The following is a 12,853-nucleotide window of genomic DNA, read 5'->3' on the forward strand; positions in this document are numbered from 1 at the left end:
CAATGAGCAACGACGATCGTACCCAATTCATGCCGACGCCCGGTGGCCGTGGCGCCGACCCGATCCGCCCGGAGGCTGGCCGCGCCCAGTCCGCGCCACTTTCGATGCCGGCCGCGCCGCTTTTGATCAGCAACGCCGAAGGTCTCAACCCCCTGGAGAGCGCCGCTGGCCCGTTGCTGGCTTTGCTGACCCGCTTGCGCAACACCATTGCCCACCCGGCGCCGGCGAGCCTGCGTGCGCAATTACTGGCCTACCTGCGCCAGTTCGAGGAGCGCGCCGAGGCTGCCGGCGTGGTGCGCAACGATGTGTTGCTGGCTCGTTACGCCTTATGCACCGCCCTGGATGAAGCGGTGTTGAGTACGCCGTGGGGGGGGGCCAGCGACTGGGGCAAACAGAGCCTGCTGATCACCGTGCACAACGAAGCCTGGGGCGGCGAGAAGGTGTTCCAGTTATTGGAACATTGTCTGCAAAGCCCCCGCGAACGTTTGTATTTGCTGGAGCTGTTGTACCTGTGCATGTGCCTGGGTTTCGAAGGGCGTTATCGGGTCATGAACGACGGTCGCAGCCAACTGGAAGCCTTGCGTGAGCGCACCAGTGCGGTCATCCGCAGTGCTCGTGGCGAGTATGAGCGTGAACTGTCGCCCCATTGGCGCGGCGTCACCGTAGCCCGCGACCGGCTGGCGCAATTCATGCCGCCATGGATCGCCGTGGCCATCGGCGTGGCGCTGCTGCTGGCGCTGCTGTTCGGCCTGCGCCTGAAACTGGCCGCCGATGCCGAGCCGGTGTTTAAAAACATCCATGCACTGGGCGAGATCCCGGTGCAGGCCATCGACCGTCCGGTGGTGCAACCGAAACTGATCGAGCGTCCCCGTCTGGCGGGCTTCCTTGCCGATGAAATCAAGGCTGGACGGATCGCGGTGGAAGACGCCGTTGACCGTTCAGTGGTGACCATTCGTGGCGATGAACTGTTCGCCTCGGGCAGCGCCAGCATCATCGACAATTTCCAGCCGCTGATGCTGCGCATCGCCGATGCCGTTCGCAAGGTCAAGGGCCAGGTCCGGGTGACCGGGCACAGTGACAATCGCCCGATTGCCACCTTGCGGTTTCCATCAAATTGGGCCTTGTCCGAGGCGCGGGCCAATTCGGTGCTGCAAATCCTTTCGGCCAAGACCGGCCAGCCCGAACGCTTCAGCGCCGAAGGCCGCAGCGACACCGAACCGCTGGCCTCGAACGCGACAACAGAGGGCCGCGCACGCAACCGTCGGGTCGAAATCACAGTGTTGGCGGAGGGGGTCGAGTGAAGGCGTTTTTCAGTTTTATCATCCGCTGGGTCATTCCGTTGCTGGGGCTGATCGCCCTGAGCCTGATCATCTGGTTTGTCGGGCCGCTGCTCGAATTCCTGGTGCCCGAAGGCCGGCGCTGGACGCTGATCATTCTGGTGTTCGCGGTGTGGATCGCCTATCGGCTGTTTCGCATCTTCCAGGCTCGCCGTCAGGCCGCCGAAGTGATGCGCAGCCTGGCGGCGCAAACTCCGCCGGACCCGACCAGCATCGCCACGGCCGAAGAGCTCGAAACCCTGCGCCAGCGCATGGACGAAGCCTTGGCGCTGTTGAAAAAAGCCAAGTTGGGCGGTGACGAGCGACGTAACCTGTACGAGCTCCCGTGGTACGTGATCATCGGCCCGCCGGGTTCGGGCAAGACCACGGCGCTGGTCAATTCCGGGCTGCATTTTCCGTTGGCGGCGCAGTTGGGCGCCGGGGCGGTCCGTGGCGTTGGTGGCACGCGCAATTGCGATTGGTGGTTTACCGATCAGGCCGTGCTGCTCGACACCGCCGGGCGCTACACCACCCAGGACAGCGACGCGACGGTCGATAAAGCCGCATGGCTGGGTTTTCTCGGCCTGTTGAAAAAACAGCGGGCCCGACGCCCGATCGACGGTGCGTTTATCGCCATCAGCCTCTCCGACCTGCTGCTGGGCAGCGACGCCGAGCGCGCCGCCCATGCCGCCGCGATCCGCCTGCGTATTCAGGAGCTGTACACGCAACTCGGCGTGCGCTTCCCGATCTACCTGATGCTGACCAAGCTCGATCTGGTGCCAGGGTTCATGGAGTATTTCGATACCCTGAGCAAGGAAGAACGGGCCCAGGTCTGGGGTATGACTTTTGCCCTGGACGACGGTAAAAACAATGACAGCCCGCTGGCCCATCTGCAAAGCGAGTTCACCGGCCTGGAACAGCGCCTCAACGATCGTTTGGTGGAGCGTTTGCAACAGGAGCGCGACCCGGCGCGGCGCGATCTGATCTACGGCTTCCCGCAACAGTTCGGCGCGTTGAAGGATTGCCTGCAAAGCTTCCTTGAGGGCGTATTCAAACCCAACGCCTTTGAAGAGCGGGTGTTGTTGCGTGGGGTGTATTTCACCAGCGGCACCCAGGAAGGCAGCCCGATTGACCGGCTGATCGGTTCCATGGCCCAGAGCATGAACCTGGACCGCCAGCATCTGGCGCGCCAGAACGGCACCGGGCGCAGTTACTTCATCGAAAAACTCTTCAGCGCCGTGGCCTTTGCCGAGCGTGGACTGGTGGGGGTCAACCCGAAAGTCGAACGTCGGCGCAAGTGGATCGCCCGGGGCGTGCTGGCCTCGACCGTGGCCCTGGTGCTGGTGGTCGGGACCTTGTGGTGGATCAGCTACCGCGCCAATCAGACGTATATCGCGCAAGTCGATCAGAAAGTCGCGCCCCTGGGCCAGGCCGTGCAGAGCCTCAGCCCGGCACAGCGGGACGTGCTCGCGGTATTGCCCTTGCTCAACGCGGTGAAGCACTTGGCTGACGACGCGCCGAGCTGGGCCGAAGGCCTGGGCCTGTATCAGGGCGACATGCTTGAAGCCGAGTCCGGCAGCGTTTATCGCAAGCTGTTGATCGCGGTCTTCGCGCCACGCTTGCTCACGCGCATCGAAGAGCAACTGCACGGCGGCGGCAATTCGGACTTCCTTTACGAAGGCTTGAAGGCCTACCTGATGCTCGCCGACAGCGAGCATTACGATGCCAACTTCATCAAGGCGTGGATCGCCCTGGACTGGGATCGCAGCCTGCCGCGCGACTTGCCGGCCGAGCAGCGTCTGGCCCTGGAAGAGCACTTGCAGGCACTGTTCGAGCGCCATCCGCCCACCGCACGTCTGGACCCGCGCCTGATCGACGACCTGCGCCGGCAGTTGCAACAGCTGCCGGTGGCCCAGCGCGTCTATGACCGGATCAAGCGGCAGAAACTGCCGGACGGCATTCCGGACTTTCGTCTCAACGAAGCGGCCGGGCGTGATGCCGCGCTGGTGTTCAGCCGCAAGAGCGGCAAGCCGCTGGGCGAACCCTTGAGTGGCTTCTTCACGGCCAAGGGTTACCGCCAAGGGTTTTTGCTCACCAGCCTGAACCAGACCGGCACCCTGGCCGAGGAGCAGTGGGTACTCGGTCACGATCAGGCAGAACAACAGAATGTCGCCAGCCTGGCCGCCGACGTGCGCCGCCTGTATTTCCAGGATTACCAGCGCCAGTGGGACGCCTTGCTGGCGGATATCGACTTCGTGCCGATCACCAGCGTGGCTCAGGCTGCCGATGTGTTGCGGGTGATTTCCGGCCCGACCTCGCCGTTGAAAAAACTGCTGGTGGCGGTGGCAAAGGAAACCGACCTGCAACAGGAAGAGCGCCTGCTGGCCGCCAAGGGCGCGCCGGTGGAGGGCGGGGTCGACAAGCTCAAGGAGCGCTTGGGCACCTTGCTCGGCCAGGAGCAGGCGATGCAAAACACGGCTGAGGCCAGTGACGATCCCATCACCGCGCATTTTGCCGAACTCAACCGCATCGTCAGCAAAAACGAAGGCGAGCCTGCGGCCATCGACGGCCTGCTGGCCGACATGAACGCCCTGTATGTGCAGGTCAGCGCCATGGTCGGCGCCAGCGGCGACGCCTTGCTCGGTGAAGCCAAGAACCAGGCCGCAGCGGCCGCGACACGGGTCAGCCTCAACGCCGAACGTCAGCCGCCGCTGGTGCAGGGCCTGGTCAAATCGGTGGTCAACTCCACCACCAACAGCATGATGGGCGGGGTACGCAATCAACTGAACGCCGCCTGGACCAGCGAAGTGGTGAACATCTATCGCCAGTCCCTGGCCGGGCGTTATCCGATGTCGCCGGGCAGTGCGCGGGACGCGACCCTGGACGATTTCGGCCAGTTCTTCGGCGTGGGCGGAGTGATGGACAACTACTTCCGCAAATACCTGCAGCCGTACGTGGATACCTCGACCCAGGCCTGGCGCTGGCAACCGGGCGCCGCACAGAAGCTCGGCATCGCCCCGGGGGTGCTGCAAACCTTCCAGCGGGCAGCGACCATCCGGGATGCGTTTTTCCGTTCCGGCGGCACCCAGCCGATGGTGCGCTTCGAACTCAAGCCCGTGGCAATGGATGCCACCATCACCCAGTTTTTACTCGACCTCGATGGCCAGCAATTGAGCTACGACCATGGCCCGAGCCGTCCGACCGCCATGCAATGGCCAAATCCCGGCAGCATCGGCGTGGTGCGAATCTCGATCATGCCGCCCTCGGCCAGCGGTCGTTCGGGCATCACCCTGGACGGGCCCTGGGCCTGGTTCCGCCTGCTCGAGCAATCGGACCTGACCGCCGGCAACTCGCCGGATCGCTTCAACCTGCGGCTGCGGGTCGACGGCGCCAGCGCCTCCTATGAGCTGCGGGCCAACAGCGCCTTCAACCCGTTCAAGAGCCGTGTGCTCAGCGGTTTCAGCCTGCCGGAGCGTTTATGAGCACGCCGGGCTTCTATGGAAAGCTGGCCAGCCGCGGGGACTTTGTCAGCCGTGGCTTGTCGCAGAGTTTTATCGGCCCCTGGGATTCGTGGCTGGCGGCGGGCCTGCTCGCCAGCCAGAGCCTCGGCGACCGTTGGCTCAATGCCTATCTGGTCAGTCCGCTGTGGCGCTTTATGGTCGCGCCCGGTGTGTGTGGGCCGCAGGCCGCCGTCGGGGTGGTGATGCCAAGTGTCGATCGGGTGGGCCGGTATTTTCCGCTGACCGTCGCGGTGCTGCTGGATCACGAAGCCGACCCGGCGTCGGTGGTGGGCGGTTCGGACGCCTGGTTTGAACAGGTCGAGCAATTGATGTTGAGCACCTTGAGCGTGGAGGCGAGCTTCGAAGCCTTCGGTGCAGAGCTGGAGACGCTGGGCAGCCCGGCGTACCTGCCACGCGCGCCAAGCAGCCGTTTTGCCGGCCTGAACCGCTTTGATGCCACCGACCCGAAGGCGCGGATGACCGCGCTTGCCGAACTGGCCTGCGAAGGCGCAAGCCTGTGGTGGGGCCAGGGTTCGGAGCGTATCGCCCCCGGTTTATTGCGGTGCCAGGGTCTGCCGGCCGCCGCCGATTTTGCGCAATTTTTGCTCGGCCAAGAAGGTGTTGTGTAGATGTGTCCACGCGTTGGAAAGACGTTCAAGTCTGCAAGCAAGAGCCATGTCGGCATGGTCCGCCAGGTTAACGAAGATGCTTGCCTGGACCGGCCGGAAAATGGCCTGTGGGTGGTCGCCGATGGCATGGGCGGGCACGCGGCGGGCGACTACGTCAGCAGTCTGATTGTCGACAGTCTGCGTAGCATTGCCGTGGGCCGTTCGCTGGATGAATACGTCGCGGCGCTGAAAACCGACCTGCTGCGGGTCAACGCCGCCGTGCGTGAAGAAACCGCCAACCGCGGCGTGACCATGATGGGCAGCACGGTGGTGGTGCTGGCGGCGCGTGACTTGCGCGGGGTGTGCCTGTGGGCGGGTGACAGCCGCTTGTATCGCCTGCGTGACGGCCTGCTCGAAAGCATCTCGCGGGATCACAGTTACGTTCAGGATCTGCAGGACAGCGGCCTGCTCAGCGAAGCCGAAGCCCGGGTGCATCCACGGTCCAATATTGTCACCCGCGCCATCGGGGTCCAGTCACAGCTGGAACTGGCGATGGTCGAGCTGCTGTTGAAGCCCGGCGACAGTTACCTGTTGTGCAGTGACGGGCTGAACAAGACCGTTGAAGACCATGAGATCCGCGATGTGCTGGGCCACGACGAACCTGGGGAAATCGCCAGCAGCCTGGTGTCCCTGGGGTTGATGCGCGGCGCTCCGGACAACATCACCGTCATCGTCGTGAAGGTGCCGTCATGAATTCCACCCTGAGCATTCTGATCCCCGGCTATGACATCGACGGCGAGATCGGCGAAGGCGCCATGGCCAGCGTTTACCTGGCGACCCAGCGCTCGCTGGAGCGCAAGGTGGCGCTGAAGGTCATGGCCGCGGCGCTGGCGGCCGACCCGAGTTTCTGCGAGCGCTTCCTGCGCGAAGGTAAAACCCTGGCGCGCCTGTCTCACCCGCATACGGTCACCATCCATGACATTGGCCATGTCGGTGAGCTGTATTACATGGCCATGGAATTTCTGCCCAACGGCACGCTCAAGGAGCGCATCGCCGCGGGCCTGACGCCGGAACAGGGCCTGATCTATATCCGCCAGATCGCCTCGGCCCTGGGCTACGCCCATGGGTTGGGGCTGGTTCATCGCGACGTCAAACCGGCGAACATTCTGTTCCGTGCCGATGGCACGGCGGTGCTCTCGGACTTCGGCATCGCCAAGTCCATGGACGACCGCACCCAGTTCACCCAGGCCGGTTTCGCCGTCGGTACTCCCAGCTACATGAGCCCGGAACAGGCGCGCGGCCAGGATATTGATGGTCGGGCCGATCTGTATGCCCTGGGCGTGGTGCTCTACGAAATCCTCGTTGGCAAACTGCCGTATACCGGCAACGACGCACTCTCCACGGCCCTGGCGCATTTGACCGAACCGTTGCCGGAGCTGCCGGTGCACCACGGTCGTTATCAAGAGGTGCTGCGCAAGCTGTTGGCCAAGGATCCGGTCGAGCGTTTCCCGGACGCCAAGGCGCTGTTGCAGGCGCTGGATAATCTGCCTCGGGAGTCGGTTGACGCGACCACGATCCGGCCATTGCCAATTCCGGTATCGCCGATTGCGGTGAGCAATGACCTGGCGGGACTGACGCCGGTGTCCATCGATATACCGACCGGCCCCGCGCAGCCACAACCGCGACCCAATCCTGTTGCGCCGACGGTGAAGCCGACGCCGCAATCCCCAGCCTCGGAGCAGCGCAAGGGGCCGATGTTCGCGCTTGCCGCCGTCGCGGTAGCCGTGGTGCTGGCCTTGGGCGGCGCGGGTTATTGGTGGCTGTCGGGTGACGTCGAAGCGGACGCCAAGACGCCAGTGGTTTCAGTGCCTCCGGTCAAAACACCGCCGCCAACCGTGGCGCCACCGGTGAACCCCCCTGTGGCGACAGAAGTCGATAATGGTCAGCGTCCACTGCTGATGGCCGGCAAAAAAACCTTGTTCCAGCGAGTACTCAGCAAGCCGGGGGCGAAATTCGCCAGCGACCCTGGGGGCACACCCGACAAGGCCTTGCCGGCGTTTTCCGTGCTTTACGTCTATCAGCGAAAAGAGGTTGATGGCAGCCCTTGGCTGCGCGTCGGCGCCGCCACCGACGGGCGCAGTGACGGCTGGTTGCCGGCCGCGCAAGTCAGCGACTGGAAGCAAAGCCTGGTACTTAAATTCACCGAACGCTCCGGCCGTGCGCCGGTGATGTTCCTGCGTCAGCCCGGTGATGTGGAGAAGCTGCTGGCAGATCCGTCGACGGCAAAAAACCAGCTGCTCAAGGCCCAGCAGAATCGCGAAGACAACCAGCAGGTACTGGCTCTGGAACCGGCCGCCAGTGCAGTGCCGCAGAATCAGTTTTACCTGTTGCCGATTTTCGATTCGCGCGAGAGCTTCGATGAGAACGGTCAGTCGGTGCAGTTGCTGAACGTGGCGTCCATCGACCCCGGTGATGCTCCGAAGGCCGCTGCCAGCAACACGCCAATCACTACCGCTAGCGCCGACGCGTTCCGCACCGCCGTGGTGTTGGTCGTTGACACCACCGTGTCCATGCAACCCTACATCGATCAGGTCCGCGACGTCGTACACGAACTGCAAACCCGCATCGCCGAGCGCGGCGAGATGGACAGTGTCAGCTTCGGCCTGGTGGGGTTTCGCAGCAGCACCCAGAAAACCCCGGGCCTGGAATACGTCGCCAAAACCCTGATCACCCTCGAACAAGGACGCGATCCACAGCGCTTCATGGACCTAGCGCGGCAGGTCAAGGCGTCCACGGTTTCCAGCCATTCGTTCAACGAGGATGCGTTTGCCGGTGTGATGGAAGCGGTCGAGGGCATGGACTGGTCCGGCTATGGCGGGCGCGTGATCCTGTTAGTCACCGATGCCGGTGCCTTGCGCAAGAACGACCCATATGCCGCCACGCAAATGAACGAAGCCGAAGTGCGCCAAGCCGCGCTGGGCAAGCAGATCAAGATTTACGCCTTGCACCTGCTCAGCGATGCCGGCAAGAAAACCCATGGCGGTGCGCAAAGCCAGTATCGCACCCTCACCGCCGACGCCAACCCGCAGATCGGCGACCTGTACATTCCGGTGCCGGGCGCCGATGTGCGCAAGTTCGGTGAGCGGGTGGACGAGATCGGTTCGGTGTTTGCCGACCTGGTGCATCAGGTGCGTGGCAACAAGCCGCAAACCGTGCCGCTGCTGAGCGCCGCGCCGAGCCTGAGCGATAAATCGGCAGCCGTCGGCTACGCGATGCACATGGATTTCCTGGGGCGTAAAGCCGCCAGCCAGGCGCCGCAACTGGTCAGCGCCTGGACCGCCGACCGCGACCTGACCAACCCGGCACTGCCGGCGTTTCAGGTCTGCGTGATGCTGACCAAGTTGCAGCTCAACGACTTGCAGCAATCGCTGAAACTGATCGTCGATGCGGCTCGCAAGACACAGACCTCACCGAAGAATTTCTTCCAGGAAATCGCCAGCGCCAGTGCCTACATGAGCCGCGATCCCTCGGCCTTGCGCAAGGGCGGCAACCTGGCCGATGGCGGGGTTCTGGGTGAGTACCTGGAAGGGCTGCCCTACCGCAGCAAGTCGCTGAACATGACCCAGGATTTGTGGCTTTCGTTGAGCGTGGCCGAGCAGGAGGACTTTATCGACGAGCTGGATTCGAAGATCCGCCTCTACGAAACCTTCCACAACGACCTGGCCAACTGGGTGCGTTTCGGCGATGCCGAACCGGGTGATGCCTTGTACCGCGTTCCATTGTCGACGCTGCCGTGATGCTGAACATGAACGCAGTGCACAAAAACCGGGGCGTCGGCAGCCAGCGCTACAGCCTGGTGATTCCACGGTTGCAACTGCGTGCCGGTGAACAACTGGCGGTGGTCGGTCCCAGTGGCTGCGGCAAAAGCACGTTGCTCGATTTGCTGGCGCTGGTGCTGGCGCCGGATCAGGCCGGGCAGTTTGATTTTGCGCCCGGCCAAACCAGGACGGACATTAGCGGGCTGTGGCGCGCTGATGCGCAAAGTGCCTTGGCGGACCTGCGCCGCCGGCACTTGGGCTACGTGCTGCAAACCGGTGGCCTGCTGGATTTTCTGGACGTGCGCGGCAATATCGACTTGTCGCGCCAACTGCTTGGTTTGAAGGACGACGGCAGCGTGGATCGCCTGGCCGGGGCGTTGGATATCGCCGATCAATTGGGCAAAAAGCCGGGTGATTTGTCCGTCGGCCAACGACAGCGGGTGAGTTGCGCCCGCGCCCTGGCCCATGGGCCGCATCTGCTGCTGGCCGATGAACCGACCGCCGCCCTCGATCCGCTGAACGCGGAACGCGTGATGCAGTTGCTGGTGACCCAGGCCCGCGAACACGGCGTGTGCTGCGTCGTTGCCACACACGATGAGTCACTGGCCCGCGCCAGCGGTTTGCAGGTGCGGCGCATCAGTTGTCATCGCGACGTCGATGGCGGTGTCACCGCCATCCTCGGGGAGGCCTGCTGATGCGCAGCGCGCTGGTGGCTTCCCTGGCCTGGCAGGATTACCGCAACGATGCGTGGCTGTCGGCCTGTTCGGTGCTGGCGCTGGTGGCGGTGGTCGCACCGCTGCTGGTGTTGTTCGGCTTGAAATTCGGCCTGGTCAGCAGTTTGACCGAGCGCCTGGAAAATGACCCGGCCACCCGGGAAATCATTCCTCTGGGTGGCGGCCGGTTCAGTGCTGCGTTTATCGAACAATTGAGCCGGCGCGGCGACGTGGCTTTCGCCTTGCCGCGCACCCGGCAGATTGCCGCGACGGCGGATCTGACCACTGACGCGTCGACGGTGACCGTCGAAATGATCCCCACCGCCGCCAACGACCCCTTGCTCGGCAGTCTATCGGTGCCCCAAGGGTTGGATCAGGTGCTGCTCAGCCAGACCGCCGCCGAAAAGCTCGGGGCCAAGGCCGGTGATTGGCTGGAGGCCAGTTTCGGCCGGCAAGTGGCCGGTCGTGGCGAGGCGCAGCGCACTCGCGTCCAGGTGCTGCACGTTCTGCCGCTGGAAGCCTTCGCCCGGGACGGATTGTTCGCGTCATTGGCGTTACTGGAAGCGGCTGAAGATTATCGGGACGGTCGCGCCGTGCCAGCGTTCGGTTGGCCAGGTGATGCGGTGGGTGTGACGGAGCAGCGGGTGTATCCGGCGTTTCGTCTGTACGCCCGCAGCCTCAAGGATGTCGAGCCGCTGCGTCAGTACTTCGCTGCACAGAATCTGCTGGTCTCGACCCAGGCCCAAACCATCGCCCAGGTGCAATCGCTGAGCCGCAACCTGTCGATCGTGTTCTGGATCATCGCCGGATTGGCCCTGGCGGGAGCGTTCGCGGCGATTTTTGCCGGCGCGCTGGCGGCAGTCGAGCGCAAGCGCCGAGAGTTGTCGGTGTTGCGCCTGCTGGGGTTTTCCACGGCAGCGTTGCTTTTGTTTGTGGTGGTGCAGGCGCTGTACAGCGCCGGCCTTGCCGCCCTGTTGAGTGCCGGGCTGTATGGCCTGGCGCAATCGGGCCTGAACCATTTATTTGCGCAGATGCCGGGCGAGTACGCCAGCCATCTGCTGGCGCGTCACTACGCGTTGGCCCTGGCGGCCGTGCTCGGCGTCAGCGCCGTGGCGGCAGTCTGTGGTGGCTGGCGAGTGGCGCGTATCCAGGCGTGTGAAGGAATCCGAGATGTATAAGTTACTGGGCGCCGCCGTGGCGCTGAGCCTGGCCAGCATGGTCTGGGCTGATGAAAGCACCGACAAACTGGACAACCCCAAGCCGTTGCCCGATGACGTCAGCCTGCCGCTGCCGTGCGAAGGGCAGATGGTGTTCCGTTACGTCTACATCCTGGCGCAGGGCACTCTGGACGATCGCGAGATCAGCCTTGGCTATCCATTCAGCGAGGGCGAGGCCGGTTATCAGCAGTCGTTCATCTCCGGTTACCGCCGGGACTTTATCAACGGCCAGTTCACCCTCAAGGATCTGCCCAAGGATTGGGGCAAGACCCTCACGCCGTTGATGCCCAAGACTGACAACAAGACCCCGCTCAAACCGATGCTCTATTTCATCGGCAAATACGAAGTCACCGCCCGCCAATACGCCCAGGTCATGGCCCAGGCGCAATCGTTGGCCAGCGGCGAGCCGGCACCGGCCTGCGAGGCATTGCAAGCCGAGGCGCCGCAAGGCATGGCCGGGCGTTTGCCCAAGGTGAAATTGTCGCGATTCGAGGCCGAACGCTTCTCGGCGGTGTATAGCGCCTGGCTGATGAAAAACCACAAGGACCTGCTACCGGTGAGCGGTCGTGGCACCTCGGCGGAAGAGGGCGGGCTGGGTTTTGTGCGCTTGCCGACCGAGGTCGAATGGGAATTTGCTGCCCGTGGCGGGCAGGCCATTAGCCGTCAGGACCTGGAAGGGCGCCTGTTTCCCCGGCGCCTGGAAGGCAGCGAAAGCGACGGGCCACTGGCGGACTGGGCGGTCTTCAACCAAGTCGCCGGCGGCACTGGCCAAGCTGCGCGGCTGATGCCGATCGGTACCAAACTGCCAAACCCCATCGGCCTGTTCGACGTGATCGGCAACGCCGCCGAGATGGTCCAGGAGTCCTTCCAGCTCGTGCATGCCGGACGCCGCCAAGGCACCTACGGCGGCTTCGTGGTCAAGGGCGGCAACTACCTTGAAGGCGAGGGCACCTTATTCACCGGGATGCGTCGCGAGTACCCGCTGTTCGCCGCCGACGGCACCGAGCAAAACAACGAAACCACCGGGTTCCGGGTCGCAATTGGCGCGTTGTCGGCGCCACGTTCGCGCTACAAGGAACTGTTTGCCCAATGGCAGAAAGAAGGCCGGCTGGCTTCGCTGACCGATGCCATCGACGACGCCCAGGACCCGACCAAACGCCTGGACAGCATCATTGCTGCCAGCGTCGATCCGCGCCTGCAAGCCGAGTTGGGGCTGGTCAACGAAGAGCTCAAGCGCAACGTCTCGCTCATCGCCCAGCAGCGCGAGGAAGCGGCCGGCAACCTGATCCAGTCGGCGGCCCTGGTGGCCGAGACCGTCAACAACTACAACATTCGCCTGACCAATTTGCAGAAGAGTCGCCAGCAGGCCCTGGACGCCAAGGACGAGGCCAGCGCCAAGCTGTTCGCTACCGCCATCGACAATGGCCGCAGCGCGCTGGACGGCGCGGTGGCGATCTACATCGACAACCTGGCAACCGGCACGCGCTACACCGATGCCGTGATCCAGGCGCAGTTTCAACGCATCAAGGAAGAGTTGGAGCGCAAGCCGGTACTGGGCAAGAGCCTGGTAACGCGCGCAACGTTATTCGTTCGCCATGTCGGTGATTATCGTCAGCAACGACGAGCCGACCCGGCGGCGATATTGAAGGAATTGCTCGCATCGAACGCCCAGCGGTCTTGA

8 protein-coding genes are annotated in these 12,853 nt (G+C 63.7%); all 8 read left to right on the top strand.

Going from position 1 to position 12,853, the window contains the following annotated elements:
• Nucleotides 1-2: 2 nt before the first annotated feature.
• Genes PSH88_RS00565 through PSH88_RS00600 form a run of 8 tightly spaced genes read left to right on the top strand, consistent with a single transcriptional unit; the run spans nucleotide 3 to nucleotide 12,853 of the window.
• Entirely contained in the window at nucleotides 3-1,301 is a 1,299-nt protein-coding gene (locus PSH88_RS00565; protein WP_305424471.1) for a DotU family type VI secretion system protein, read from the top strand.
• Complete coding sequence (gene tssM / locus PSH88_RS00570) at nucleotides 1,298-4,798, top strand: type VI secretion system membrane subunit TssM (protein WP_305424472.1); 3,501 nt, start codon at nucleotides 1,298-1,300, stop codon at nucleotides 4,796-4,798. Before PSH88_RS00565 ends, tssM begins: the two co-directional genes overlap by 4 nt.
• Complete coding sequence (gene tagF / locus PSH88_RS00575) at nucleotides 4,795-5,445, top strand: type VI secretion system-associated protein TagF (RefSeq protein ID WP_305483445.1); 651 nt, start codon at nucleotides 4,795-4,797, stop codon at nucleotides 5,443-5,445. Before tssM ends, tagF begins: the two co-directional genes overlap by 4 nt.
• Nucleotides 5,446-6,177 (top strand): PP2C family protein-serine/threonine phosphatase, encoded by a 732-nt coding sequence (locus PSH88_RS00580; protein WP_305483446.1) that lies wholly within the window; start codon nucleotides 5,446-5,448, stop codon nucleotides 6,175-6,177.
• Nucleotides 6,174-9,221: a serine/threonine-protein kinase gene (locus PSH88_RS00585; RefSeq protein ID WP_305424473.1), complete on the top strand. Its 3,048-nt coding sequence runs from the start codon at nucleotides 6,174-6,176 to the stop codon at nucleotides 9,219-9,221. Before PSH88_RS00580 ends, PSH88_RS00585 begins: the two co-directional genes overlap by 4 nt.
• The gene (locus tag PSH88_RS00590; RefSeq protein WP_305424474.1) at nucleotides 9,221-9,937 is read left to right on the top strand and encodes an ABC transporter ATP-binding protein; all 717 of its coding nucleotides are present in this window, start codon (nucleotides 9,221-9,223) and stop codon (nucleotides 9,935-9,937) included. Before PSH88_RS00585 ends, PSH88_RS00590 begins: the two co-directional genes overlap by 1 nt.
• Nucleotides 9,937-11,133, top strand: a complete 1,197-nt coding sequence (locus PSH88_RS00595) for an ABC transporter permease (RefSeq protein WP_305424475.1) — start codon at nucleotides 9,937-9,939, stop codon at nucleotides 11,131-11,133. The genes PSH88_RS00590 and PSH88_RS00595 overlap by 1 nt, the downstream gene beginning before the upstream one ends.
• Entirely contained in the window at nucleotides 11,126-12,853 is a 1,728-nt protein-coding gene (locus PSH88_RS00600) for a formylglycine-generating enzyme family protein (RefSeq protein WP_305424476.1), read from the top strand. Before PSH88_RS00595 ends, PSH88_RS00600 begins: the two co-directional genes overlap by 8 nt.

The organism is Pseudomonas wuhanensis (assembly GCF_030687395.1).
Lineage (GTDB): Bacteria > Pseudomonadota > Gammaproteobacteria > Pseudomonadales > Pseudomonadaceae > Aquipseudomonas > Aquipseudomonas wuhanensis.

Excerpts from the sequence above, each read along its gene's own strand:
- PSH88_RS00600 (WP_305424476.1), top strand. The coding sequence starts at position 11,126 with ATGTATAAGTTACTGGGCGCCGCCGTGGCGCTGAGCCTGGCCAGCATG.
- tagF (WP_305483445.1), top strand. The coding sequence starts at position 4,795 with ATGAGCACGCCGGGCTTCTATGGAAAGCTGGCCAGCCGCGGGGACTTT.
- PSH88_RS00580 (WP_305483446.1), top strand. The coding sequence starts at position 5,446 with ATGTGTCCACGCGTTGGAAAGACGTTCAAGTCTGCAAGCAAGAGCCAT.
- PSH88_RS00590 (WP_305424474.1), top strand. The coding sequence starts at position 9,221 with ATGCTGAACATGAACGCAGTGCACAAAAACCGGGGCGTCGGCAGCCAG.
- PSH88_RS00565 (WP_305424471.1), top strand. The coding sequence starts at position 3 with ATGAGCAACGACGATCGTACCCAATTCATGCCGACGCCCGGTGGCCGT.
- PSH88_RS00585 (WP_305424473.1), top strand. The coding sequence starts at position 6,174 with ATGAATTCCACCCTGAGCATTCTGATCCCCGGCTATGACATCGACGGC.
- PSH88_RS00595 (WP_305424475.1), top strand. The coding sequence starts at position 9,937 with ATGCGCAGCGCGCTGGTGGCTTCCCTGGCCTGGCAGGATTACCGCAAC.